Source organism: Bradyrhizobium sp. LeoB3, assembly GCF_055456055.1.
The window spans coordinates 1-25,183 of the sequence record NZ_JBVBEF010000077.1 but is presented as its reverse complement, the minus strand read 5'-3'; the positions used below and the strand labels follow the sequence as shown (position 1 = coordinate 25,183).

The following is a 25,183-nucleotide window of genomic DNA, read 5'->3' as shown; positions in this document are numbered from 1 at the left end:
TTTGCGCAACGATGGAGACTGTTCCATGTCCGAGATAATTGCCGGGATTCGGGTGCCGGACAGCGCTATCGCCCGCGCCGCCACCCAGCTCGCCCGCGATACCGAGGATGACCTGCTTTACAACCAACCACAGCCGCCGCGTCTTCTTTGGGGGGCGCTCAACGACGAGCGCCGCGGCCTGAAGTACGGCCCGAACTTCTGTATCTTGGCGCCATGTTTCACGACATGGGGCTGACGGAACGCTATTCGAGTCCCGATCTGCGCTTCAAGGTTGATGGCGCCAACACGGCCCGCGATTTCATGAAGAACTACGGCGTCGCGGAGCGCATGTTGAGGACGTGTGGACCGCGATCGCGCTCCACACCACGCCCGGCATCCCCGAAGATATGCGTCCGACGATCGCGCTGGTGACTGCAGGCGTGGAGATGGATGTGCTTGGCATTGGCTATCATGACTTCAGCCATGAGCAACGCGACCATGTCTGCGCCCATCATCCGCGCGAGGCAAACTTCAAGGAAAACATCATTGACCATTTTGCCAACCGCATCATCAAGAACCTTCGACATCGCCCGCCAGGATCGGCCGGCCACTAATTTCCGCAGATGAAGCCGTCGCAGAAATCCGAGACGTGCTGGACTCGAGCGGGGACAGCTGCCCGGAGTGCCCGCCTGACGCCTGACGCTCTCTGCCGAGAACTTTAGCGCTTCGCCAACGCCGCCGTACTCCCTTATGTCCCGAAGGCGCCTGCTGCTGAGCATTGGCATTGTTCGGGTTTTGCTTGTTCGCCTCGTGATGGCCGACTACACAGCCTGCCACGGCGCCTAGCTTGCCGTGCCCTGCCATATGGCCGGCGACACCGCCGACGATCGCACCCTTGATGCAGCCCTTAGCGTCCGCCGCGGGAGCGAATGCCAGCGAAATCGCCAGGGCGCAAGCCGCCGCCATAATCTGTCTCATGTACGTTTCTCCGCATGAAGATCGAACGGTCAACGCGATCTGGTCAAATTCCGTTCCGGAGAAGCGAATGGCCGCTCACCGGCCATCCCGCGCGCGCCGCAGGGCGGCTTGCAGCCGTTCTCCGTCCTTTTCCCAGCGGTCGTCCTCGGCCCGCGATCGCTCCTCGAGAGCATCGACCTCAGCCTGAATAGCCGCGGCTTTCTTCGCATGCTCGCGCTCGGCCTTGTCCAGTGCCGCCTCGGCTTTCGCGGCTGCCTTTTCTCGCCGTTCGCGGTCTCTCTGCCTGGCGGCCTCTTGCGCTCTGCGTCGCGGCGCTTCTGCTCCTTTTCGAATTCGGCGGCGGCCTTTCAGGCGTCCCGTTCGCTGACGTTCGGAGAGGTTCGCTTCGCCCGCTTCGGCCGCCCCTTTGCCGCGGAGTTCCGTTCTCGGCGAATCCGAGGTCCAAAGGGAGATCGGAGTGCTCAGCGAAGCGCCCGTTCGATCCGGCAGGGCGCTTGAGCACCACGCCCGACTTGGACATTGTCGCAGCGATAACGTCCGGATCGTCCGTCTCCTTGGCGATGCCGTAGTGAAGAGATTGCTGCCGGCGCCCCACGCTTCAAGCGCCGCCTTCATCGAGGGCGCCGCGATTGCGAGATCGTAAAAGCCCAGTGAGGTCTGAAATGTCTTGAGCTTCCTGACTATGAGGCGTGCAGGCTCGCGGACCTCCTAGCGCCGGCGCCCGACCCAGACCCCAAGCAGGAAGGCAGCAAAGAGCGATTGCAACGGGGCCTTCACGGTCAACTCGCGCAGGCGATCAGCCCAGCGCATCGCGGCATCCTGCGACGGCGACTGGACTGATCGCCGGCGCGCGTCCGAAGTCAGCTCGTCGCCGTCCTCGTTGATCAGCCCGGAGGCCTCCGTCATTGCCGAGGCTTCTTTCATATCCATGCGGCCTCCTCCTCTGGCGTCAGGCGAAGGGGCTCGAGGCTCCCGCCATTGGCGGCGGCTTCGGACGAAGGCTGGAGGCCGATGGCACGGTGCTGGCCGTCAAGATCGCCAAGCACGTCGATGCCCCTGTGAAGGTGATCTGGAGCCGCGAGGAAGACATCCAGCACGACATGTATCGGCCGTATTATTTCGATCGGCTGTCGGCCGGACCTGACGCGGCCGGCAAGCCGGTTCTCTGGGCGCATCGGATCGCCGGCTCCTCAGTCATGATTAGCTTCGGAGGGAGGTCTCGATGGACGCCCCCCGGCCGGTACTAGTTCGCGTGCATCCGGCTGCCCGAGACGCGCTCGTAGAACACCATCAGCTTCTCGCGCTCTTCGAGCCCCCGAATGGCGGCGTCAGGGCACACGCATCCATGCCCCGCGTCGTGACGTTCAAGAAATGCGAAAGGATGCGGCTGATCTCGTGATAGAGAGCCCTTAGCAGTTGGCCGCGCCGCGGCACTTCTATGCCAATCAGCTTCTCGATCGCCAGGCAGAATGCGTGCTCCTACGTCAGCGGCGCCACATAGTCAGCCCGTCGAAACAGGTTATCGCGTGCAAATAGGTCTTCGCCTCGATGAGCTTCTCGGCGCACCGATGCAGTAGTCCGATATGAGGATCCAGGCGCTAGACCACTCACCATCCAGTTCGAGCACGAGATGCAGCACGCCATGAGCCGCCGACAAAATCGTGGAAGATCGGGCGCGCGACAGGTCATCCATTTGAGACCGCAGAACCCATTGCTGCAGCAATGAAATGGGTTACCTTCGGTTCGGCCTTGGCGTCGTATTGACGGACGGCGTCTTGGAAGACGCGGTCCGCATTTGTAACGCGCTGGTGCTGTCGCAGATGCTCAAGCCACGATGCGACGAGGAATGTTTCCATGAAGCGTCCTTCCTGGGCGGCGTCTTCAAAGATATCCCAGGCATACGCGCCGTCCCGTCGACGCTGCTGACCAAGCCTCTGGATCGCTGCCAGAAAGGCAGCGCGCCGTTTAGGATTTATGTGGTATTCGATCGTCACCAGCACTGGTCCTCGATCTGGCTCGGCGTCGATTGTCAGAACCGGAACAGGCCAATGCATGGACGGCGTCAGGTCAATTTCTGCGCCGCTTTGCAGCTTCCACGACCAGCTTAACCCAATGCCAATCAAGGCCCCGGCGGCCGCGATGACGTGAGCGGCTGGCGGGCTGAGCATCGACGCAACTTGTCCCCAAATCGCGCCGCCTGCGGTCATGGCCCCAAAAAAGACGGTCACGAACATGGCAAGCCCGCGGCCGCGTACCCAATCCGGCAGCGACACCTGCGCCGAGACATTGAGGGTCGCGAGAACCGCGATCCAGGAAACACCAGCGACGATGCAGGCAACCAACGCGACCGTGGAGTGACGAGCGAAGCCGAGCAGGATCAGGCTGACCGCTGTGCCAATAGTGCCGAGTGCGACGAGCCGATCGGGCCCGAAGGTCGCTTTTAGCCACGGGAGGCCGAAGGCTCCGCCGACCGCCCCTGCTCCGATCGCGCCCAGTAATGCGCCGTAAAGCTCCGGGCCCCCGGCGATCTGGTTGCGCGCGACAAGCGGAAGCAGCGCCCAGTAGGTGCTCGCAAAGAAGAAGAAGCTGGCAGCTCTGATCAGTGTTGCCCTCAGATGCGGATTATACCGGGCATGGCGAAGTCCGATCACCAAAGCGCTTGTCAAACGTTCGGCAGGAAGTGCATGACCGCCAGCAGTTGACGGCCTCCACCACCACAGGGCTCCGATGACGCCGAAATTGCTAAGCGCGTTCAGCGAGAACGGCGCGGCAATTCCCAATGCGCCGATGATTACGCCGCCCAGTGCAGGTCCGATCGCCCGGCTGATGTTGACGCCAACGCCGTTACTCGCCACGGCCGCGGCCAGATCCCGCCTCGGTACAAGGCTGGGCACCACCGATTGCCACGCTGGCGCGGTGAACGCTGCGCCTGCGCCGAGGAGGAACGTAAACAGCAGCAGGATAAACGGATTGATAAGGCCCACCCAGACCAGCACGGCACTCGCCGCCGCAACCAACGTGACCACAACTTCCGTCACGATCAGAAAGCGACGCTTGTCGACGATGTCCGCCAGCGCGCCAGCCGGAAGCGCAAACAGAAACATGGGAAGACTGGTTGCGACTTGAACCAGTGATACGCTCAGCGGATCGGCATTCAGGCTAGTCATTAGCCAACCTGATGCCGCATTGTACATCCAGGTGCCGACGTTGGAGACCACAGTGGCAATCCAAACCACGGTGAACGCCGTGTGGCGAAATGCGTTCCAGGGCGACGTGCTCGGCGGACTCGTCATCCGCTCTGGAGGCTGATCCGTTGCCATCGTAACCCGCTCCCTTCAAGTTCAGGTATGGCGGTGCTCGGTGCCTCACGTGAGCGGCAGCATCGCTCGCGGCCGCCACCACGGCCAGCGACTGCAAACGACTACGCTTACGTCCAACGAGACGGACTCGGGCAGCAGAAAGCCGAATAGTCAGACTTCTTCGGCAAGACGCCGACTGGTGGTTAGATCGCGTAAAGAGTAAACGGCGCCGCTCATCTCTCGACCTAATGGCTGCTCGACCGAGGAACGCACGATCGATCGTCTCCTAAATTGACTTGCCACAAGCTCCGGTCAAATTGCACAAGATGCATGCACGACTGCGGCCAGGGCTCAGATTTTCGTTTCATGTCTTGATCGGCGAGGCCAGCCGAAGAAGCAACGAAATCGCTGCCAGCCCCGGCGGCACGACGAAACACCAGACGCCGTAACGTGCGTACAAGAGAGCCGCGGCGCCGCACCCGACTGCGAAAACGATGACGCTCCTCGTCATATTCGACATCCGCGAGCTGAGTTGGCCGTCTCGGGATTTTCCGTAGATCGTATCTGCAAGATCAATCATGATCTGCGTTGTCGTACCTGTCATGAGCGTGGATGGCGGCGTGCTGCCGAGATAGGCGCGATGAGCCGCGTTCTGCACCGCCATCGCGGCGACGAGAACCATTCCGGTAACCACGGCTTGCCAGCTATCGCTATTCTCGAATGGCCCCCAATTGATCGCCAGAGCAGCACCCGCGAGTAGCAGTAGCACTTTCAGGCCAAGTATCGCCTCGAACACAGCGCTGTAGCGCGCCGAGAGCAACGTGCCGATCAGTCGTATCGCGATCACCACCACGCAGAAGACTGGAAGGGCTAATAGCTTCGCAACGGCACCGGATGTGCCGAGCGCGAGCGATGCGCCAAGCGTGACGAAGTTGCCCGTGACGTGAGCCGTGAAAAGGCCCTGCAGGGCAAGAAATCCAGCCGTGTCGACATACCCGGCCGTAAGACTCAGGACCAACGGCAGGGCCCAGGGATTTTCAGTGTCAGCCGGCATCATTGGCAACCAAAGATCGTTTGAAACCAATCGGAAGCAACTCGGGACCCTCTACCATCCCCGTTTGATCTCTACGCCGACATAATTGGAGTCATGGCCGCCGGCGTTGCGCAATGCGTCACCGATCGCAAAGTGCACCGCCTCGACTGCGAAGGCAGTTGCGCGATCGATCGTCCAATCGAGCCGAAGCTGGGCATAGCTTCCGGTATAGGCGCCTGGCCGTCCGGCAGTGTTCGGGACCGCAACGTCGGGCTGGGTGTAGATCGCATCGGCCGTGTTCTGGCGCCACAGGGCCGCTGCCGCGACCATGATCTTCAGCGACGAACTCAGACTCAGGGTCAGAGACGGCTTGATGTGAATGAGGTTGGTGTACCCGGTGTAACCCGCAAGTGTAAAATAATAGCCGTTTGGAAACAGCGGATTGAAGGTCCCAAAGGTTTGTTTGTTGTTGCCGTCACCGGAAGCTGCGTCGAATTGGATGCCGACCCTTGGGCTCCATTTCACGTCGGCGAAGGTGTAGCCAGCGAGTGAGCCGACAGCCCATGCCTCGATAGGCTCGTTGCCAATGCGTCCGGTCTGGTTCATCACTTCGAAGTCAAAATCGAAATGATTGGCGCTGCCGTTCAGATGGATATCGAAAATGTCTCTCCGCTCGTTGCCGGACGCATTTGGAAACTGCACGTTCCCCTGCGTGAAATTGGCATAGTAGCCGGCGATGAACAGCGACTCTGAGAACTTATACTCGGTCCGCACCATCCCGAAGGTCTGCGCGCTGACGCTGCTGTAATCATCGAATATCGTAACGTCCCGAACCTGGACCGGTAGGCTGTAAAAGGTGATAAACCGCCAGGGCCCATTCTCGTAGTCCGCCCAGGCGGCGTCGTAAGATTGACGGACGTTGGGACCGTCGCGAACGGATACGAAGCGCTGTAGATCGAAGGCAAATTGCTGCCTTCCGCCCCTCAGCTTCAACGTTCCGCCTCCGACGGACTCGGTCAGGGCCACCCAACCCTGTTCAAGATCGAGTTTGTCCCGATCGACCGGCGTCAACATGGTCTTCCAGGGCGCATAGTCAGCCTGAAATTGCACGAACGCTTGAATTTGATTGTCTACACGGAGATCAGCGTGGAATTCGTTTCGGCTGATAACGTAGTTTTGGCTGCGGTTCGGACCGGTGCCGAAGTTCGCGGCGTTGTTGGACTCGAAGCGCTCACGCGTGTTCGCTCCGAATGAGAGATACGTGTATGGATCGATGCTGGACAACGGAATATACTTGAGTTCGTCGAAAGGCTCACGCGGCACGCGCGGGTCCGTCAGCACCGACCAGTTTTCCTGAAATCGGTTGAACATGATGGCCGGCCGTTGCGGCGTGGAAGCCTCAGGCTTTTGATCATCCCCCCAAGCGAGCTGAGGCGTAGCCAGGCACAGTACTCCTGCCGCCCATTCCCTCCGCATGAGCCATCGTCCCAGCAGCAATGCCATCGCGCCCCCTACTTCGGTGCGGCTGCGTGAATCTCCGCAATATATCCGCCAGGGAATTGTACCATGGCTTCGGCCCTTCCGTCAGAGGTGTAAGGCTCGACGAGTACCACGGCACCCGAGGCCTTGGCCTTCATCAGGGTTCCCTGCAAATCCCTCACCTCATAGCCGGTCAACTCCCGTCCGTACGGGTAGGGCAAGTGGCCGTCGCTCACGAGAACAGTCATCTTTCCAAATACCGATTCAATGTGGATACGCCGATATGTGTCTTTGGCTCGGCCGATCTCGATCCCCGCGGCATGTGCATCGTCGGAAACAACCTTTCCTTGCGAAAACCGCAGGAAACTGCGGGTAAAGGCATCCGCCCGCTCAGGCGAGACATAGACGCGGTTCTCGGGGATTGTCTCGAAAGGCGCATAGGAAGGCTTCGTCGTGTGCCAGTAGAGTTGCATATTCACGCCGCCCGGCCACTGGATCACCGCATCGCGTCCGATGGGATCCGGAAAGGCTGCCACCAGCACGTCCGCCCCCGAATCCTTCGCCGCATTTATCGCCTCGTCGAGGTCCGTAACGAGATAGCCGGTCCGCTCAGCACCGAAAGGATAAGGAATGGGCGTCTTGAATCCGAACAGCGACACGGTTCCGACAGGCGTCTGAAGAAGCTGGGACGTCGTGCTGCTCGGCGTCGGCGTCACCGTGGCAACGACCTGTTTGGTGCTCTGACCTCCGAACGTAGCGAGAAAACTGGCCGCGAACTTGTCCACATCCTCGGGAGCCACATAGACATGTGTGGTGTCGTACTGCGCGCCGACACCGACCTGTGGCGCGGCATGCGCTCCCGGATCCCGCGCGATTGCCACGGACGGAGATAGCAGTGACGACACGAGGAGGATTTTAATCAGATGACGCTTGCCTATCATGGAACACCTCGAACACGGAGTTGAGCGCTCATTTCGAGCGCAAGGACAGTACAGACACGAGCACCAGGCCGGCGATCAGCCCCAGATGCTCGAAAAAGGCGTTCACGGCCAGGAAACGATCGTGGCCGGCTTTGGCCCAGAAATCGTTCGCGGTGAGCATGGCGACCGCAGTCAGCACGCCGAGCCCACCGGCTCCCAGCCACACCCAGCGTCCAAAAATGACGAGCACGGAGCCGCCAAGTTCGACGATGATGGCGGCGCTGGCCCAAAGCCATGCCGGCTGCAGGCCGAAATGCGCTTGCTCCGCAACGGCGCCTGGGAAATCAAGGGCTTTCTGGATTCCGCCGATCAAGAACGCGGAGACGAGCGCAATTCTGGCCGTCGCGGCAAGCCATGACCAGGATAGCACTGTCGCAACCCATCTCGGCGTATCCGATTTGGCGAACATCTCACACCGCCCAGCAGGCGCAACCGAGCACACCCCAGAAGCTCCTGAGATCCGAAACCGGCAGCCTTCCAGACCACGCGCGCGCATGGTCGTGGCCGTGCACGCTACACGCGGTGGAACAGCCGCACATCTGCATTGCGTTGGCGCGGATGGCCTGTGCCTTGCCGCCCTGTTCCGCCCAGTTGCCGTACCCGCCGAAACTGCGCACCGGCGACCAGTCGGGCATCGCGGGCGGCGGCGCGGTATCGTCGAGAGCTGTGAACTCGCCTGCCCCGTAGACGATGCGCCCGCCGACCACCGTCAGATCGCTCGCGATTTCGGCGATCTCGTTGTCGGCGCAGGAGAAGAAATCCCGATCGGGCACCATCAGGTCGGCGAACTGACCGACCTGGATGCGCCCTTTCTTCCCCTCCTCATTGGAGAACCAAGTGACGTTTTCGGTCCACATCCGCAACGCGGTTTCGCGATCGAGGCAATTGGTCTGCGGATATATCCGCAGACCGCCCACGGTCATGCCGGTCACGAGCCAGGCCAGTGAGACCCAGGGATTGTAGGAAGCAACCCTGGTTGCATCCGTGCCGGCAGAGATCTTCACGCCCTTGTCCATAATCTTCCTGACCGGTGGCGTCGCTTCGGCCGCGCCAAAGCCGTAGCGCTCGACGAAGTACTCGCCCTGGTAGGCCATGCGGTGCTGCACGGCGATGCCACCACCAAGCGCCGCGATGCGGTCGATGGATTGATCGGAGATGGTCTCCGCGTGGTCGAAGAACCAGTGCAGACCGTCCAACGGCGTGTCCTGGTTGACCTTCTCGAACACGTCGAGCGCGCGCGAGATCGTCTCGTCGTAGGTCGCGTGCAGGCGCCATGGCCACTTGTTCTGGACCAGGATACGCACGACGTCCTCGAGCTCGCCCTCCATTTCCGGCGGCATATCCGGACGAGGCACGCGGAAATCCTCGAAGTCAGCTGCCGAAAACACCAACATCTCGCCGGCGCCGTTGTGCCGAAAGTAGTCGGTTCCCTGCTTGTACTTCGAAGCTTTGGTCCAATTCAGGAAGTCCTGCTTCTCCCCTTTCGGCTTCTGCGTGAATAGGTTGTAAGCCAGACGCACGGTGAGCTGCCCTTCCTCCGACAGCTTCTGAATGACCGCATAGTCCTCCGGATAATTCTGGAAGCCGCCGCCGGCGTCGATCGCTCCGGTGACGCCAAGACGGTTCAGCTCCCGCATGAAGTGGCGGGTCGAGTTGACCTGATATTCGAGGGGAAGCTTCGGTCCCTTGGCCAGCGTCGCGTAGAGGATGTTGGCATTCGGCTTGGCAAGCAGAAGCCCGGTCGGATTGCCCCTGGTATCGCGCACGATCTCGCCACCCGGCGGCTCCGCCGTGTCCTTTGTGTATCCGACTGCGCGCAGCGCTGCAGCATTCAGCATGGCGCGATCGTAAAGATGAAGGATGAAGACCGGAGTGTCGGGCGCGACTGCGTTGAGTTCCTCGATTGTCGGCAACCGCTTTTCGGCGAACTGATGCTCGGTGAATCCCCCGACGACCCGCACCCACTGCGGCGGCGGCGTGATCGCGACCTGCTTCTTCAACATGGCCATCGCGTCGGCAAGTGACCACACGCCGTCCCAGCGCAGCTCCATATTGTAGTTGAGCCCTCCCCGTATGATATGGAGATGATTGTCGATCAGCCCCGGCAGCACGCGCCGACCCTTCAGGTCGATGATCCTTGTCGAGGAACCGGCGAGCTTCATCACGTCGCCAACGTGCCCGACGGCCGTAAACAGCCCGTCTTGGATCGCCACGGCGGTCGCCGCCGGATTCGAGCGATCAAGTGTCGTGAACAGACCGTGATGCAGGATCAGGTCGGGGCCCTGCTTGCTCATGCTTGCTTCTCCGGATTCTTGAGGCCATCAACCGGACCGACCGTGCGTCGGCCCGGCAGCATGCCGAAAATGTGGGAATCGCAGCTCGAGAGATGGAAGGCCTCGGAAAAGCTCGAGCCCCCTATGAGCAGTTTGGTAACGGGGATGATCTGCTCGCCAACCAGGATTCCTAGAAGCCCGACCAGCGCCACCAGAGGCGGCGCTGGCGAGCGTACGCTAAGGAGATTGTAGATCACTCCGACGAGGAGGCCCGCAGCCAAAGACAACACATAAACCTTCATGACTGTCCTCCTATCTTCGGCGTTCCAGGAATTACCGCGGGCCCGCCTCGGACGCGTGCTCGCCGAGCGCCCACTTCGAGAAGCGCACCTGGATGCCGTATGGCGTATGGGCACGGAGGATATCCATGACGCCCTCGTAGGTCTCGGCGCGCGCCCAGTCTTGCTGCAGTTCGAAGACGTATTGGCACGAGGTGATCGGAACGGCGCCGGCCTGCAGCAGGCGCTCCATGGAGCGGTTGTGGGCCTCGAGCGACAGATCACCGCAGGCATCTGCAGGAACGTAGATTTCGTAACCCTCCTTGAGCATGTCGAGGCTCGGAAACATCACGCATGCTTCCGTCCAGAGGCCGGCGATGACGAACTTCTTTTTGCCAGTAGCGGCAACGGCTTTGCGGAAGTTCGGATCGAGCCACGAATTCATGGACGTCCGGTCGATGATTTCGTGGTTCGGGAACAGATCTGTCACCTCCGGCATGAACGGACCGGAGAAGGAGTCCTTGGCAACCGTCGATATTACGGTCGGGATCTTGAACAGCTTCGCCGTCTTGGCCAGAATTTGGATATTATTGAACACCACCAGGCGGTCATGCGACTGCACGCCCTGGTACATTGCCGGCTGATAGTCGATCAGCGCGATGGCGCTGTTTTGCGGGGTAAGCATATCAAGGCTGGGCATTCGAGGTCTCCTGAGTTTGGTAAATGCAGATCAGTGGGAGGCGAACTGTAGTTTGATGCCGTCCGTGCCGTTGCCGGAAGTGAAACGATTTCAGCTGGTCCATGTACACGCTGCATTTCTTCCTTTGCCGACACAGCGGAGACTGGGACGGCTGTGGCTGGGGCGAATAAAAAGGCTTGGCGATACTCGAGCTCTAGGCGAGGACCCCTTCCGGTGATCGCGACCTGAGATTGTGCGCGCGACGATGTTGCACTGATGATGGCCAGCGGCTTCGAATGAGACCGTCACAGGCCGAAGCGTGCTGCGATTGACCCCTGCCTGTTCATCTCAACCCACTTCCCATTCCGTCATGGGATGACGGCTATAGTATCGGCACCGCGCCCATGTAAATTAGGCACTAGCCTGCTACTAGGTTTCTAATCGGATACCGCATCGTGCAACATGAAGCTCATCATCCTGAACTCATCTATCCGCCAGAACTGGAAATCTGGCCCTTCCCGGCGCATTGTCCGAATCGGGTGCTGATCGAAGAGATCGCCGATAAATGGACGATCCTAGTAGTTGCGGCGCTCTCGCGAGGCCCGACGCGTTTCAATCAGCTCAAGCGCGCACTAGAGCCCGTCACGCAAAAGTCATTGACGCAGACACTGCGCCGTCTGGAGCGGAGTGGGATGGTTTCTCGAAAGGTGCTTGATACCTCTCCAGTAGCGGTTGAATACGCCATCACCCCGCTCGGCCGTACGCTCGGCGGTCCGTTCTCCGCTCTATACCGGTGGGCCGTCGCATACCACGACCAGGTCGGGGCCGCCCGGCAGCGGTTCGATGCCCAGCGAGGAAAGGCCCGCAAATAACGGAATCTCGCCGTCTGCGCGATGGCAACCGCGTTGCGAAGCCAAACGCACTCCAAGAGCGTCGGAACTTGCTTGCCTCTCGACAGCTGGATCGGTCAATAGCCTCTCGTTCGCAAGCGCAGCACCCTCTCGTGCCTAAACGCGCCAGCTTCCCCCGCGGCAATCTTTAGAATTTGGACAAAGCCGAACTCGAATGGTGTGCCAGCGTCAAACTGCATCCAATCGCTTCACTTTCGCCAGCGCTTGAAGTGGCACAGTCCCAGCGGGCGCCACTTCGAGCTCTTGAATCAATTACATTGATTGGTAAAATCAACCGATAGGTCCGGTCTGGTGCGTTTGATTCAGGAGCGACGATGTCTCGAGCGCCAGAGTTTGATGAAACTGAGGTCCTCGACAAGGCACTTCAGGTGTTCTGGCAGCAGGGCTATGAAGGCACCTCTCTCAGTGACCTTCTCGATGCGACGGGGCTCACGAAATCAAGCCTGTACTCTGCTTTCGGTGACAAGGAGGACCTATTCCATCGGGTTGTCGAACGCTACTTGTCCAAACACGTTGCATTTCGCCAGGCGTGTGCGCTTGCCGAACCAACCCCTCGGCGGATTGTGGAGAGTTTGCTTTACAGTATGGCGGATCTGCACGCTGGATCGCGTACACCGCCCGGCTGTCTTGTCACAAGCGCTGCTCTCACATGCTCGCCGGCAAGTGAGCCAGTTCGTCGATATCTCGTTCGCAGCCGAAACGAGTTTGTCCACATTCTAGGCGACCGGCTCGAAGCGGTGAAGGATGCCGGGCCGTTGCCTCCTGGCATGACCGCAGCGGATGCCGCGCGGCTTGTTGTGTTGACCATTCAAGGGATGGCAGTTGAGGCGAAGGGGGGCTCGACAAGGAACCAGCTTCGAGAAATTGTGCGCACATTCCTGCTCGGTTGGCCGGAGAGCTGAGCTGCAGATTCAGAGGCTCCCGCCGGCGGGCCTCTTTCGAGGACGCCAGTGCGGCTAACCGTGCCAACTCTCACGCAACATTCGCACTGCCGATCGCAGAGCAGGGACGGAGCGCGACCATCGCGATTAGCAAGGCAACGCTCGCCATCGCGATTGACGCGTAGGGGGTCGCCAGCAGCCCGGGCCCTGTCAGGAGCTGGCCACCGATGAAGGACCCGCTGGAGATTCCGAGATTGAAGGCGGCTATATTGAAACCGGACGCCGTTCCAAGCGCATCCGGAGCCTCCTGCTTGGCGGTGGTAACAACGCCGGCCTGCATAACGGGCGGGATGGCGAAAGCAAACGCCCCCCAGACAGCGATCACCACGAAAGTTGCCGATTCATTGTGAAATGCCAATCGAAGCGAGACAAAAGAGATGATCAGTCCGGAAAGCAGGATCATCATCGCCTTGCGTGTACCGACGGCGTCACTCAATGTCCCGCCGGCAAGATTTCCGACGACAGTTGTCGCACCAAAGAGCAGTAGCGCGAGATTGACCGCCTCCTCCGGTACCCCAGTGACGTCGGTCAACAATGGGGACAGGAAGGTGAAAACCACAAAGGTGCCGCCGAACCCGACCACCGTAAGCAAGTACATGGTCGCGAGGCGTCGATTCGCGAGAAGGGTCAGTTGGGCCGCAAACGAGGCGGGCTGCTGATGCGAAATTTCGCGAGGCAAGAGCCATGTCAGACCAAGCACCGCGATGGTTCCCATGCCAGTGACAATAAGAAATGGAGTACGCCAATTAAATAATTGGCCGATCCACGAACCGAGCGGTACCCCGACCACCATGGCGACGGTGAGCCCTCCCATAATCACGGCGATTGCACTGCCGGCCTTTGCCTTTAGAACAAGAGAACTTGCACAGGCCGCACCGACACCGAAGAAGACCCCGTGAGCAACCGCCATGACAATACGTGAGAGCAGCAGTGTGGTGTAGTTTGGGGAGACGGCGGCAGACAAATTGCAGATCGTGAACAGTGCCATGAGCCCAATCGCCAATTGCCGGCGGAAGAGCGCCGGTCAGTGCGGAAACGATTGGCGTACCAAGCGTGATGGACAACGCGTACAAGCTGACGAGGAGCCCGGCCTTTGGGATCGATATACCTAGATCGGTTGCGATCTCTGGAATAAGACCCACAATAACGAACTCGGTCGCGCCGATTGCGAAGGTCGCAACCGCGAGGGCATAGAGAGCAAGGGGCATCGTGCTTGACCTTAATCCAGGAGTGGGCAAGACACCTGCTGAGCCTGAGCCCGGCGTGTTGTTCTGAAATTTTCGCGGTGGCGTGCACAGCGATCCCAAGCAGCGTCTCACGGCTTCTTCGCAGGATCGTCGGCGGGGTTCTCGTAGACGGTGTCCGTCGGCCCGAAGCCGGTGATCAGCACAGTCACCGCCTCGTCGCCGGTCATCGCGAAGTGCGCAGCGCCGGAAGGCTCCGTGTAAACTGAGCCGACCGGAAGAGTTCGGAGCGCTTCCTGGGTGAAGCTCGGGCCGTAGCCGAATATCCAGGTCCCCTGAAGCACGGTGCCAACCCGATCGCCTGCATGATGATGCGCGGCAATTCTTGCATGTGGCGCAACCCTGAGCAGTTGGCTGTACATCCCTGGCTTGGATGGATCGCCGAGGATGGTAACAACTTCGACCTTGGCGTTGCCGGACCCGCCGGGGCCACCGGTGGGTGCAGCAGCCGACAATTCCGCAGGCGTCCTTGAGTAATTCGGAAGCACTGATGCTGGCGACTGTGCGACCGCGGGGGCGGCAAACATGATCGTGACGAGGACCAACACCGTCTGGTTCCGGGACATGGCTTTTCCTTTCGCTTTACAGAGATCGCTGGTCGAAGCTCATGGCGTCGCCGGGACTGGACACTTGGGATACTCGAGAAACTCCAAAGTCACACCGTCGGGCCCACGCACGTAGACGAGGCGAAGTCCGGTGCGCTCCCCTGACTCCACCGTCTGGACCTTGCCCACGGCGCTCCACCCTGCACCGCCGACTCGCATTAGCAAGGCATCAAGGTTTTCGACCCGGAAGGCCACGTGGACCGACCCAACATCGCAAGACCGGGGTTTTATGACCCGTCGGTCGCTCGGAGAGCGGTATTCCAGAAGCTCGATCAGGTGCCCAGGCCCCTTGACCATCGCGACACGCGCTGCTGCAGCTTTCACGCCGACCAGGTCCCCCAGGAAGGAGCTCTCTTCAAAGTCCCAGGTGTAAAGATGCTGGAATCCCATGACGCCGCTCCAGAACGAAAGCGCTTCGTCAAGTGAGGAGACCGTGATTCCAGTATGCTCGGTGCTCTCGATGCGAAATGGAGCGGCTGCTTCAATCATGACGTTCACATCCTGGCGCTCTTGTCCCAGAACTGGCCGAGTTGTTCGCAAATGAAATCTGTTTTTTCCTCAAACACCCAGTGTCCGCATTCCTCAATGACCCCTCCCTCCGCACGGTCCGAGAGTGCCCTTGCGCTGTCGAAGCAGTGCGACCCGAAGGAGCGGCGACCTCCCCAGCCCATGATCGGGATCGAAAGCTTCTTTCTTGCAAGCTGGGCGAGTTGTGCTGCCTTCTCATCAATAAAGCCATAGTGGTTCAGGCTCGCCCGCAGATTTCCGGGCTGCTTCATCTGGACGACGTAGCGCTGCAGTTCGGCTTCGCTGATCGCGTTGGGATTGTAGGCGAAATCTCGGAAGAAGTGACGAAGATACTGCTCTTCTCGTCCTTCGATGAGGAACCGTGCAAGATCCATGTTCGCATGCATGGAGAGGTGCCAATATGGCACGCGCGGATCAACATAGCCTTCATAGTCGAGTCCAAAGAACGGCGTCTCGATCGTTGCGAGAGACAGGACCCGGTTACCCGCCATGTAAGCGAGAGCGACCGAGGGAGGCCCTCCGAGATCATGGCTAAGGATGTGGAACTGATCGGCGTTTTCGACGTCGGCGAGCTCGAGCAGATCTTGGGCAATGGTGGTCGGCATGTAGTCCGCGTAAGGCTTGTCGCTGTCGGCGTAGCCGCGCAGGTCCGGTGCTATGAACCGGTACCGTTGAGCGAACGCCTCGAAGATCGGCACGAACTCGCTATGATTTTGGGGCCAACCATGGAAGCAGAAGACTGCGGGCCCGGAACCGACCGTTACGTAGTGCAGCGTCACGCCATTCACCAAAGCGCGCTTGCTGATCATCTGAGCCTTGGCCATCGAATCACTCCGCTGCTGCCGCACAACCACGCGCACCAAGCAGATCGAAAGATGTATCCCGTTCACCGAACGCGAGGCGCGGCATTCGGCGACATGTTGTGCGATTTCGCCAGCACTAGAAAGTGAAACTATTTCAGCCGCCCGATGAGCCGGCTGCAGCTATGCAAGCACGGGGATACTTGCGCGACATCGCTGACGATGATTTGGTGTACGCGCTTCGCTCAAGAAATTGACGGCGCGAGGGACTAACGCGAGAGATCGAGCTTTGCGGCGATATTCACCAGCTCTGCGAAAGAGGTCACGCTCATCTTTCGCATGACTTGGCCCCGATGTGCCTTGACTGTTATCTCGCTAATGCCCAGCTCATGCGCCACTTGCTTGTTCAAGACACCGCGAACGATTAGACGCATGACTTCCCGCTCGCGTCGGCTCAGCAAGGCGTAGCGTTCCCGCAACGCTTCCATCTCGGCTTCAACTCGCAGCGCGGCGCCGCTGCGATCAATAGCGTCTTGGATTGCGTTCAATAGTACAGTGTCACTGAACGGCTTAGTTAGAAATTCAACAGCGCCAGCCTTCATCGCCTGCACCGTTGTCGGCACATCACCATAGCCAGTAATGAAAATGATCGGCATACCCGGTCGCTCGACCGCCACCCGTCTCTGCAATTCGAGGCCATTGAGCCCCGGAAGACGAACATCCAAAACCAGGCAATTGGGCACAAACACGCGTGGACGTGAAAGAAATTCCCGAGCGGACTCAAATATCTCCGATTGCCAGCCCGCGTTGCCGATCAACAGTTCAAGGGATTCGCGCACCGAGACGTCATCATCGACGACGAATACGATTCCCTCATCTGGTTTGGCGGGCAGCTGTTGCGCCGTCGATTTCATCGGTCCTTCTCCGGGCGCAGACATGTCTGGCTCAACTCGTCCCGAAAGCCGCATTGAGCGCCCTCAGCAAGGCGGCGTCGGAAAACGGCTTGGATAGGCACTCTGTGGCGCCCTGCTCGAGCATTCGAGGACGCGTGAACTCATCTCCGTGCGCGGTAATAAAGACAATCGGAATTTTATGGCGGAGACGTGTCAATTCCCTCTGGAGCTCGGGACCGGTCATGCCCGGCATTGCAATGTCGAGAATGAGGCAGCCTGTCTGCCCTACATATTCAGAAGCAAGGAAGTCCTCTGCGGAGGAAAACGCTTGAGCTGCATAGCCGAACTCCCTCAGGAGATCAGGCAGCGACTCACGCACAGACTCATCGTCGTCAACGACCGATACAAGTAATGGTGTGAGCATCATGAATTCCTCGTGACGCTGTTGCCGAAAGTCGTTCTGCCGTCACGATCGTGGGCGCCGATCACCCCCTCGGTATTCCGAGGGATCGAAAAGGAGAACGTAGCTCCTAGACCATGGTTCGGGGCGGCCCACAGGTGACCATGATGATTCTCGATAATTGAGCGACTGACGGATAAGCCAATTCCCATCCCCTCGTTCTTGGTTGTGTAGAACGCATCGAAGAGCTTCTCCACGGTCACGGGATCAAAACCAGGTCCAGAATCCTCCACACTCAAACGGACTCGATCACCTTCGTCTCGTTGTGTCCTGATTGTCAGCTCTCTTGCGCGATCGTCGATCGCGCTCATCGCATCCAGCGCGTTTTGCACTAGGTTCAAGATGACCTGCTGCAACTGGACCCGATCCCCCGCGATAACCGGAAGGTCTTCGGCTAATTCCGTCCTCAAATTCACCCCATCGCGTCGAAGCCTGTCGAGCGATAAGGCCATGACCTCGCGAGTTGCCTCATTCAGATCAATCGGCCTGGTTACGGGCGCTTTCCTGTTGAAGAGCGCCCGCAATCGCCCGATGATAGCGGACGCGCGGTTGCCGTCCCGGATCGTGCGACGCGCAGTTTCCCGCGCACCAGGAATGTTCGGAGGATCGGCAGCGAGCATGCGCATGCAGGTGCTGGCGTTAGTGACAATTCCTGACAGAGGTTGACTGATCTCGTGAGCTATGGACGCCGTAAGCTCACTCATCGTCATTACGCGCGCCATATGCGCCAATTTTGCTTGGGTGTTGCGTAATTCTTCCTCCGCCCGCTTACGATCTTCGATATCGGTGTTAAGACCGAACCATCCAACGACGTTGCCCACTTCATCACGCAGTGGGTTAGCTCGAAAGAGGAACCAACGGTACATGCCATCGAAACGGCGCAGTCGTGCTTCCTTTTCACCGGCTTCGCGAGAAGTCCTGATCGATTGCCAAGCACTAGCGAGATCACTCAGATCGTCGGGATGAACTGCCGCAGTCCACCCCCAATCTTGAGCCGCCTCCGAACTTAGACCCACATACTCCAGATAGTGCTGGTTGAAGAACTCGGCGGAGCCGTCTGGTCGAGCCGACCACACAAGCGCCGGAATGGTATTGATGATCAGATTGAGGTTTCGCTCACTGCTCCGTAAGGCATTCTCAGCGCGCTTTCGGTCCTCAATGTCGATCTGCAGCACGCACCAGCGCACGATGGATCCATCAGTGTCACGTAAGGGAAAGCCGCGGACGTGGAACCACCGATACACGCCATCTCTGCGGCGATGGCGGCTTTCGATTTGGTACGGCTCTCCGGATTCGACGGCCCGCATCCAGGCGCTGATCGTCGATCGAAGATCATCGCGATGAACAGCATCAATCACATTCCAACGCCTCAGTTCCTCGACCGACCTTCCGAAGTACTCCAGAACGGGGCGATTGACGGCCTCTAGCTGACCTTCTGCGGTCATAATGGCCATAGGAGCCGGAATGGCGTCCACGACCAACTGTATGTCAATTTCTCGCACGCGCAGCGATTCCACCACCCTTCTGAGTTCGACAATCTCCTGTCTTCGCTCTTCGCTGATGGCGATGATGTCTCCAGTTCGTCGCGCAACCTCTCGGTTGATCATTTCGGAAGCTCGTTTCCGTTCCTTCGAAAGGCGGGCGTCCTGCAGCCACTTCGCGATTTGCACACTTGCAATTCTGAGGCGAAGCCTCTCTGTTTCTTCGGGAAATTCAACGCGCGCTGACCCCGTTACGAGCGTCCCGGTTGCACCCTCAATTCCCAACTGCAACGACGAGGTCGATATTTCTCTACCGCCGATCGCAATTCGCTGTTGTGAGGGCCACCACTGCAGATCTTGGCCCAATGACTCTCGCAACAGACGCCCTAATTCTAGTGACCGAAGGGCTGCCCAAGCTTGAGCCGTTCGGGTCATCTCGAAGGCGTCTACACCGATTGAATCCTCGAAGCGAACATAAGCAAAGTCCAGCTGGAGCATCTCCACCAGGAGATCGAGCAGCTCAGACAGTCCTTGCGAGAAAGTGCCACCGTCCCGGATCGGAGGATGCTCAAAAATCTTATTGAGATCGTTGATGCAGCGCCGAAGGTGTCCACCGTCCTCAGCGCAATGTTCGCTCTTGACTACCATTTTAGATCGCTGACAAAGCGCTCGCGTGTTCGGCTGACACCTGGGAGGCTTCAAGCCGACAACCCGCGTTATCATCACGAAGGTGCTCGACAGGAAATGAGACTGACCATCCTCGCACCACACAAAATATCATGCCCCTTCTCGCCTCACAAGGTTGCATCGATACATGATCGCGCGTCAAAAGACGCCAGCCGCAGTGCTGCCCGCCACTCCTCGAACTGCTGTTGACCGAATTCGAATAGACTAAACAAGGTGGTCGCGACGGCGGCCCACCGCGTCGTTACGACAACTCTCCCGTTCGCCCCGGCAACCGGTCAATTCCTAGATCAAGCAAAGTACTCAAAATCGAGGCGAGAGCTATCGTACCTTGGTGTTGGTGGCTCGGAAAGTAGCCCTAAAGAACTACGCGCCAAGCGCATGCTCGAAGCGGAACCGTCACGGTGCTGCCCCAACTTGCTGTTGCAGCGCGGGTGAGATGGACCGAGCGGGACGCACGAAGTCGCATAGGCGAGCGCGAAGAGGCTCGGCGGCTTGGGCCAATATAGCCCGCAGCCACTCTTGGGCAGCATTACTGGCGTTGCGTTCCGGCCACAGAACACTAACGCCCTGCAAAGCGGTTTGATACGGTAGCTCGTACATTGATATTGGGTGCCTAAGGACTAACAATTTGGCGAGAGGCCGTGGTACGATGGCGGTTAGGTGCGTATCTTCGAGCAGGGTCGGAAGCGCGAGAAAGTGCGGTAACGACACGGCCAAACGTGGACCTCGCTTCGCCCCTGAAAAGGTCCGTTCGAAAGCTGCCCGGTCAAACATCTCCGACCGCCGCGCCAGTCCGTTTTTGGTGACGAAGCCGTCGACTATTTCTTCATGCTCTCCGTGCAAGCAGACCACGGCTATTGAAAGCTTCGAAAATGTTTCTAGGGACAATTGACCAAGCCGACGTGAAGAGCTGGCGATGAGAACATCGTCGTATGCAAAGAGTGAGCTTGATCCGAAACGGGCGGGTACGCTCGAGAAAATCCCGATTGTCGCATCAATTTGCCCGAGATCCATCTGCTCGGCCACATCGATCCAACTGTCCGGCCGGATTACGAGATCGACTAGCGGGGCTTCCTGCCTGAGCAGCGCGAGGAGACCAGGCACCATCACCATAGTGATGAAATCGCTCACTGCGATTGTAAACCGCCTGGTCGAATGACGGGGCTCAAACTTGGGAGGATCGATTGCTGCCTCTAGCGATCTCCACGCCTCCCTTATTAGAGGGGCCATTTCGACTGAGCGCGCCGTCGGCCGCATCCCCGTGGTGGTACGTACAAATAGTTCATCATCGAGCAATTCTCTAAGGCGGGCGAGAGCGTGACTAACAGCAGTAGGACTGAGACAGATCCTCTGACTTGCCCGCAGAACGCTTCGCTCTTGCATTACAGCGTCGAAAACGCGCAGAAGGTTCAGATCAAATCTGTTGAACGACATTGTCATAGCCCGTGGCGAACAATGATTACCGGTCGTTTCTTCGGTTTGGAATCTGGTCCACAGGCCTCCAAGGGCTCTCAGCTCGCGCTGAGATTTTGGGACCAGGTAAATCGTGAAGCCTATAATAGGGTCGAACACCACCACAATTCAGGTGACGGTAGGGTGTGCCGCTGTTGGTTGTCATAGAAATGCTCTCTCGCTGTCCACAGCGCGACCGTAAAGCGATTGGAAATGCCGGCTCAATTGCACCTTGGTGTGAACTATTCCCGACCGCGCGTAGTGGTTCAGGCTGGAACCGGTCAGGCTGTGGCGGCAGGTCCAGGGCGCCGAATAGGGCTTCGCACGCCAAATTCAGTCACAAGCGATCGCGGCATCGGAAGTTGGCCGCTGCGCAATTCCGAGAGCTGAGGAGCATAGCCGCGGAATTTGGATTTACGGCGCCTCTGCTCATGTCCAGTGCGGCACGCGACAGATACCTAAGTATCGGTTTGGAGACGGGCGAAGAACTGCGAGCGCACGAGCACGAACAATTGCGTGCCGACGGTCCATCCCTGGTTAGCGCCGATCAATCTGCACACGCATGCCCCGCCGCATGTACTCCTCGACGAAGCCCGAGAGATAGCCAACCCTGACTGTAAATGGTCTTTTGAAGCAATCATCCTCGCGCGCGGTGGCGCCAGATGTAAAGCGGGCGCTCCTCCGACCCTTCAGCCGCTTCGGCGCGGCGACACGGCGATCGGGGGTCGACGAGCTCGCCGTTCAACTGGCGATACTGCTGGCCATCAAGGAGCAACCAGTTGTGGAAACGGCCGTGGCCGCCGCCCTGAGAAGCGCCGCGGTCATACCTTTGTCGTTGTCTTGCAATTAACCGTTCTCCATGGGCGTGGCGTTCCTGCCGCGCAGCACGATATTGAAGCAGTAGCACAGCGCCCATTCCCGCGTCACGGACGTCAGCCATCTTCTTAGCCGTCCAATGCCCTGACTTTGCCGAAGCCTGAATCAAGACATACCGAGCCAGTTGTCAGGTCTAGACACTGAAAAAAGGGCCTCAGAAGTTGCGCTGGCACGAAGCTGCAGGTGGACCGTGTCCTCGTCCTTGAACTCGTATCGCGCGGAAGGCTTGGGGGCCGCCGAACCGAGAACCGCCGTGCCCTGGAATTGCTGATCGAGGTGACCCACATGAATTCGGCCGAGAAGGTCAGGTTCGTGGCCGGGGTCCAGCGGGTGATGACACCAAGCTGCGACAGGTTGAAGTCGAGGTTGCAGATGTAGTCCGCGCTGACTGCCTTGGCGGGCGTGGTAGTTCGCGCAAATGAAGGCCTTGGCGGCACCGTCATAACGGACGCCCACATACGAGCCGAAGAGGCTCGACGACCAATATGGGCTCCAATTGTGGTTGAACGCCCCACGAACGCCAAAGGCTTCGGTGAGATGCAGCGAGCCGTCGCCGCCGGCTGCGACCGGCAGATAGACGGCGTCGGTCGTCGCACCAAACCCGATGCTCTGATAAGCGCCAAAACCGTTGGTGCTGCCGAAGATGGCAAAGCTCGGCGAGGTTGAAGCCGACGAGATGACGTATTTCGTCGCGCCCTTGGCATAGCGGGCGTCCAGCTTGATGTCGTCGCCGGTGCCGGTCGGGACGTTCTTGATCTGCAACGCCGCCATCGCCGCGTCGCCCCACGAGGTGTTGGGATGTCCAGAAAGCTCGGATGCCGCGGTCGGCGCCGCGCCCAGCAGGTAGATCGGGGAGAGTCCGCTCGGGCCTCAATGCCTGCCAAGGGTCAATTTCGTTGAACAAGTCATGTCTCTGCGCCGGGCAACAGCCGACTTTTTCAACGCAAGCGCCCCCAAGTGGACCATGGTCCAATCGCTCAGAGTGTGCTCATGCCGCCATCGACAATGAGTTCGCTACCGATGGTAAAGGCTGATTCATCTGAGGCGAAGAAGACGACGGCATCAGCTACTTCCTTAGGCACGCCGCGGCGACCCGCCGGGATTTGACTGATCAGGCCTTTGATCTCGGCATCACTCATGCCGATCTTGCCGTGCAACGGCGTAGCGATTGGACCGGGGCTCACTGCATTGACGCGAACGCCCCGCGGCAGGAGCTCGCCGGAAAGGGTGCGAGCGAGCGAAATTAATCCCGCTTTCGTCAGCGCGTAGACGCTCGAATTCGGCATGCCAATGTGGGCGTTGATCGAGGTATTCAGCACTATCGATGCCGGGTTAGCAAGAAGCTGCAACAGAGCCTGGATCAGAAAAAACGGCCCCTTCAAATTGACCGCCACCGAACGGTCGAAGCCAGCCTCGTCCCACTCAGCCAGGGGACGGAAGTCACCGATGCCGGCATTGAGGAAGATAGCGTCGAGGCCTCCGAAACTGTCCTGTATCTCAGCGGCAATCTTTTTCTGAGCGGCGACGTCGCCTGCATCCGCATGGACAACTAGCACGTTGCCGAGTTCCTTGCGAGCAGCCTCCAGGGAGGCCAAATTGCTACCAGTGATGGCGACGCGGGCCCCTTCCTCAAGGAAGCGGCGAGCCGTCTCGAGCCCGATACCGCTGCTGCCGCCGGTAACAAGAGTGCGCTTGTTATTCAACCTGTTCATTTGTCAGTCCTCCTCCGTTAAAAAGTTGTGCCGGTCCAACGGAGAAGCGCCGCAATGCTGTTGCACCAACAACGACAGCTGCGGCGATAGTCCGCCGTCTGAACTACTCTCGCTTGTTTCCGATGGTTTCCTGGTGGGCGATCGAACGACCTCGATGCCTTCGGTCGGAATCATCAACGCACTTTTTCAGTCATCTGTCGCCACGACCTAAGTGTAGGGCCCTGAAGTTGGTGCCTCAATTGCACCTTGGTGTGAACAACTCTTGCGCACGCCGCCAGGGCCGAAACCCTATGAACAAATCGACGCTCAGTTCCCGGCGGGCGATCGGCCTTGATCCGCGTGATAGTCTGCGTCCGCCCAGCCTTTCGTCCCGGGTCTTGGAGGGAACTACGTCGCTGAAATGCCCATGCAACGAGTGAGCACTTCTTCCTGTCGTCGATGGTCCAGCACTACAAATCCTTGAAGTCGATTTCTGATGGCCGAGCAGCACATCGCCGACTCCATCCTGTTCTGGCGCCAGGCCCGCGAGGCCGGGCTCCAGAAGCCGATGATCGGCAACGGCGGCGGGCTCAATGTGGGCGACTTCGCTGGGGCGTTAGGTGGCGAGTCAAGGGTATCTTGAACACCGGCACATCGGCCTACATCAATTCGGACGCGCTGCAGCCGGAGACCGCGCCGTTTCCATGAAGAGTATCCGAAGATGTTCGCGGGCCGGAAACCCTCGGCCCATTCCGGCATGGGCTTCAATGCGATGTATACGGTGCTGAACGACATCTTGCCGGCGGCCGGCAGCATGGACCGTGAACATTCGCGAAGCTGCGCTTGCTCAGGACAAGCCGATCGGGTCGTGGATTGTCGGTTAGGGCCTGAAGTTCGATCCCAAGAGGCAGAACAACACGCGAGCCTTCTCGACTTGCGATCAATGGCAGAACCAGCAGATCCAGTCGATTGGACCTGAGCCGTTCGGAATCGCCAAGAAGATCACGATGCCGCCGCCCGACTGGGGTCAGCGCAGCAACGGTGGGTCCCGCCTAGGACCGAAGGTTGTCACGAACGGTGGCTACGGCGGCGTCAACTCCTTGACCCGCGTCATAGCCGGCCCGCGACTGAGACCAGATCTTTTCCGCGGAAGTCTATGGCCGGCTGACAGGAAAGCCTGGCGTTGTCTTCGGCCGGGGACCCTGGGGTGCTCGGCCACGGGCTGATCGGCACGATCGAGCCGTTGCTCTCCAGCTCGCCCATGCTGCTGCTGACGGATTTCAGCGACCCACCGGTGTTCTCCTTGCACGCGTCATACCAGTCCGGGACCAGAGAATATGGCAGCTGGGATGCGCGGCGGAGCTTCTCCGGCGCGACGAAAGAACTGTTCCGGCTGCCGGATCTTCTCGTGACAACGTCTGCTTCGGCGGCCCAGCTTCGCAAACAGGCGCTCGGCTTCGTCAATATTTTCGAGGCGCTCGGAAAGCGAAAGTAACCGGCCCCGGCGGCCCACGCGTTAGTCGGGGCTGTTTTTCGCTAGAGCAACAACGCCAGGTGCCATCTCTAAATATTCCTTGCCTCGTCGTGAGTTCTGGGCCGTCATAAAGCCCTCGTGCGGTTCTCGGGCAGCTGGTCG

23 protein-coding genes and 5 pseudogenes are annotated in these 25,183 nt (G+C 59.3%); 6 read left to right on the top strand and 22 right to left on the bottom strand.

From position 1 onward, the window contains the following. Positions 1–25: 25 nt before the first annotated feature. A pseudogene (locus ACZXDY_RS33845) lies at positions 26–554 on the top strand (HD domain-containing protein); the annotation flags it as partial. 187 nt (positions 555–741) lie between these two features. Here ACZXDY_RS33845 and ACZXDY_RS33840 read toward each other — a convergent pair. From ACZXDY_RS33840 to ACZXDY_RS33830, 3 genes and pseudogenes are all read right to left on the bottom strand, one after another. Next, positions 742–957, bottom strand: a pseudogene (locus tag ACZXDY_RS33840) (hypothetical protein); the annotation flags it as partial. Between the two features lie 75 nt (positions 958–1,032). After that, positions 1,033–1,641 (bottom strand): annotated as a pseudogene (locus ACZXDY_RS33835) (cell envelope biogenesis protein TolA). Between the two features lie 24 nt (positions 1,642–1,665). Further along, complete coding sequence (locus ACZXDY_RS33830; RefSeq protein ID WP_464348528.1) at positions 1,666–1,887, bottom strand: hypothetical protein; 222 nt, start codon at positions 1,885–1,887, stop codon at positions 1,666–1,668. 47 nt (positions 1,888–1,934) lie between these two features. Here ACZXDY_RS33830 and ACZXDY_RS33825 point away from each other — a divergent pair. Further along, positions 1,935–2,192: pseudogene (locus ACZXDY_RS33825) on the top strand (molybdopterin cofactor-binding domain-containing protein); the annotation flags it as partial. Positions 2,193–2,203: 11 nt separating this feature from the next. Here the strand turns inward: ACZXDY_RS33825 and ACZXDY_RS33820 are convergent. The 9 genes and pseudogenes from ACZXDY_RS33820 to ACZXDY_RS33780 form a co-directional block, all read right to left on the bottom strand. Continuing rightward, a pseudogene (locus ACZXDY_RS33820) lies at positions 2,204–2,650 on the bottom strand (NADH-quinone oxidoreductase subunit D); the annotation flags it as partial. Further along, positions 2,643–4,277 (bottom strand): MFS transporter, encoded by a 1,635-nt coding sequence (locus ACZXDY_RS33815; RefSeq protein ID WP_028167764.1) that lies wholly within the window; start codon positions 4,275–4,277, stop codon positions 2,643–2,645. The pseudogene ACZXDY_RS33820 and the gene ACZXDY_RS33815, both read right to left, overlap by 8 nt. Positions 4,278–4,620: 343 nt before the next feature. Then, positions 4,621–5,313 carry a YoaK family protein gene (locus ACZXDY_RS33810; RefSeq protein WP_028167763.1) on the bottom strand — a complete coding sequence of 231 codons (693 nt, stop codon included), beginning with the start codon at positions 5,311–5,313 and terminating at the stop codon, positions 4,621–4,623. Positions 5,314–5,361: 48 nt separating this feature from the next. Further along, on the bottom strand, positions 5,362–6,792 hold the full coding sequence (locus tag ACZXDY_RS33805) for an alginate export family protein (protein ID WP_028167762.1): 1,431 nt from the start codon (positions 6,790–6,792) through the stop codon (positions 5,362–5,364). Positions 6,793–6,800: 8 nt separating this feature from the next. Next, positions 6,801–7,709 carry a hypothetical protein gene (locus ACZXDY_RS33800; RefSeq protein WP_028167761.1) on the bottom strand — a complete coding sequence of 303 codons (909 nt, stop codon included), beginning with the start codon at positions 7,707–7,709 and terminating at the stop codon, positions 6,801–6,803. 28 nt (positions 7,710–7,737) lie between these two features. Next, entirely contained in the window at positions 7,738–8,157 is a 420-nt protein-coding gene (locus ACZXDY_RS33795; RefSeq protein WP_028167760.1) for a DoxX family protein, read from the bottom strand. Between the two features lies 1 nt (position 8,158). Continuing rightward, a complete protein-coding gene (locus ACZXDY_RS33790; protein WP_028167759.1) occupies positions 8,159–10,042 on the bottom strand; it encodes an amidohydrolase in 1,884 nt (627 codons plus the stop codon). After that, a complete protein-coding gene (locus ACZXDY_RS33785; protein ID WP_464348527.1) occupies positions 10,039–10,323 on the bottom strand; it encodes a XapX domain-containing protein in 285 nt (94 codons plus the stop codon). The genes ACZXDY_RS33790 and ACZXDY_RS33785 overlap by 4 nt, the downstream gene beginning before the upstream one ends. Before the next feature lie 31 nt (positions 10,324–10,354). Beyond that, complete coding sequence (locus ACZXDY_RS33780; RefSeq protein WP_463331506.1) at positions 10,355–10,999, bottom strand: hydrolase; 645 nt, start codon at positions 10,997–10,999, stop codon at positions 10,355–10,357. Positions 11,000–11,433: 434 nt separating this feature from the next. On the opposite strand from ACZXDY_RS33780, the gene ACZXDY_RS33775 reads away from it, so the two are divergent. Both ACZXDY_RS33775 and ACZXDY_RS33770 read left to right on the top strand, forming a co-directional pair. Beyond that, entirely contained in the window at positions 11,434–11,850 is a 417-nt protein-coding gene (locus ACZXDY_RS33775) for a winged helix-turn-helix transcriptional regulator (RefSeq protein WP_245287556.1), read from the top strand. A gap of 353 nt (positions 11,851–12,203) precedes the next feature. Beyond that, the gene (locus ACZXDY_RS33770; protein ID WP_456645955.1) at positions 12,204–12,791 is read left to right on the top strand and encodes a TetR/AcrR family transcriptional regulator; all 588 of its coding nucleotides are present in this window, start codon (positions 12,204–12,206) and stop codon (positions 12,789–12,791) included. A 70-nt stretch (positions 12,792–12,861) separates the two neighbouring features. On the opposite strand, the gene ACZXDY_RS33765 is transcribed toward ACZXDY_RS33770, so the two are convergent. The 10 genes from ACZXDY_RS33765 to ACZXDY_RS33720 all read right to left on the bottom strand — a co-directional run bounded on the left by ACZXDY_RS33765 (position 12,862) and on the right by ACZXDY_RS33720 (position 23,568). Beyond that, positions 12,862–13,818: an MFS transporter gene (locus tag ACZXDY_RS33765; RefSeq protein WP_464348526.1), complete on the bottom strand. Its 957-nt coding sequence runs from the start codon at positions 13,816–13,818 to the stop codon at positions 12,862–12,864. A gap of 327 nt (positions 13,819–14,145) precedes the next feature. Continuing rightward, positions 14,146–14,640 carry a cupin domain-containing protein gene (locus tag ACZXDY_RS33760; protein WP_464348525.1) on the bottom strand — a complete coding sequence of 165 codons (495 nt, stop codon included), beginning with the start codon at positions 14,638–14,640 and terminating at the stop codon, positions 14,146–14,148. A 39-nt stretch (positions 14,641–14,679) separates the two neighbouring features. Continuing rightward, positions 14,680–15,168: a VOC family protein gene (locus ACZXDY_RS33755; RefSeq protein WP_464348524.1), complete on the bottom strand. Its 489-nt coding sequence runs from the start codon at positions 15,166–15,168 to the stop codon at positions 14,680–14,682. Between the two features lie 5 nt (positions 15,169–15,173). Continuing rightward, positions 15,174–16,031, bottom strand: coding sequence for an alpha/beta fold hydrolase (locus ACZXDY_RS33750; protein WP_464348523.1), 858 nt, complete (start codon positions 16,029–16,031; stop codon positions 15,174–15,176). A gap of 245 nt (positions 16,032–16,276) precedes the next feature. Then, the gene (locus ACZXDY_RS33745; protein WP_464348522.1) at positions 16,277–16,921 is read right to left on the bottom strand and encodes a response regulator transcription factor; all 645 of its coding nucleotides are present in this window, start codon (positions 16,919–16,921) and stop codon (positions 16,277–16,279) included. Positions 16,922–16,952: 31 nt separating this feature from the next. After that, positions 16,953–17,327, bottom strand: a complete 375-nt coding sequence (locus ACZXDY_RS33740; RefSeq protein WP_210164727.1) for a response regulator — start codon at positions 17,325–17,327, stop codon at positions 16,953–16,955. Further along, on the bottom strand, positions 17,324–19,489 hold the full coding sequence (locus ACZXDY_RS33735; RefSeq protein WP_464348521.1) for a PAS domain-containing sensor histidine kinase: 2,166 nt from the start codon (positions 19,487–19,489) through the stop codon (positions 17,324–17,326). Before ACZXDY_RS33735 ends, ACZXDY_RS33740 begins: the two co-directional genes overlap by 4 nt. Before the next feature lie 435 nt (positions 19,490–19,924). Continuing rightward, the gene (locus ACZXDY_RS33730; protein ID WP_464348520.1) at positions 19,925–20,962 is read right to left on the bottom strand and encodes a LysR family transcriptional regulator; all 1,038 of its coding nucleotides are present in this window, start codon (positions 20,960–20,962) and stop codon (positions 19,925–19,927) included. Positions 20,963–21,961: 999 nt separating this feature from the next. After that, a complete protein-coding gene (locus tag ACZXDY_RS33725) occupies positions 21,962–22,696 on the bottom strand; it encodes a porin (protein ID WP_464348532.1) in 735 nt (244 codons plus the stop codon). A 137-nt stretch (positions 22,697–22,833) separates the two neighbouring features. Beyond that, entirely contained in the window at positions 22,834–23,568 is a 735-nt protein-coding gene (locus tag ACZXDY_RS33720; RefSeq protein ID WP_464348519.1) for an SDR family oxidoreductase, read from the bottom strand. A 475-nt stretch (positions 23,569–24,043) separates the two neighbouring features. Between ACZXDY_RS33720 and ACZXDY_RS33715 the strand changes: the two genes are divergently transcribed. Continuing rightward, positions 24,044–24,190, top strand: coding sequence for a hypothetical protein (locus ACZXDY_RS33715; RefSeq protein WP_464348518.1), 147 nt, complete (start codon positions 24,044–24,046; stop codon positions 24,188–24,190). A 564-nt stretch (positions 24,191–24,754) separates the two neighbouring features. Next, positions 24,755–25,042 (top strand): hypothetical protein, encoded by a 288-nt coding sequence (locus ACZXDY_RS33710; RefSeq protein ID WP_464348517.1) that lies wholly within the window; start codon positions 24,755–24,757, stop codon positions 25,040–25,042. Positions 25,043–25,183: the final 141 nt, after the last annotated feature.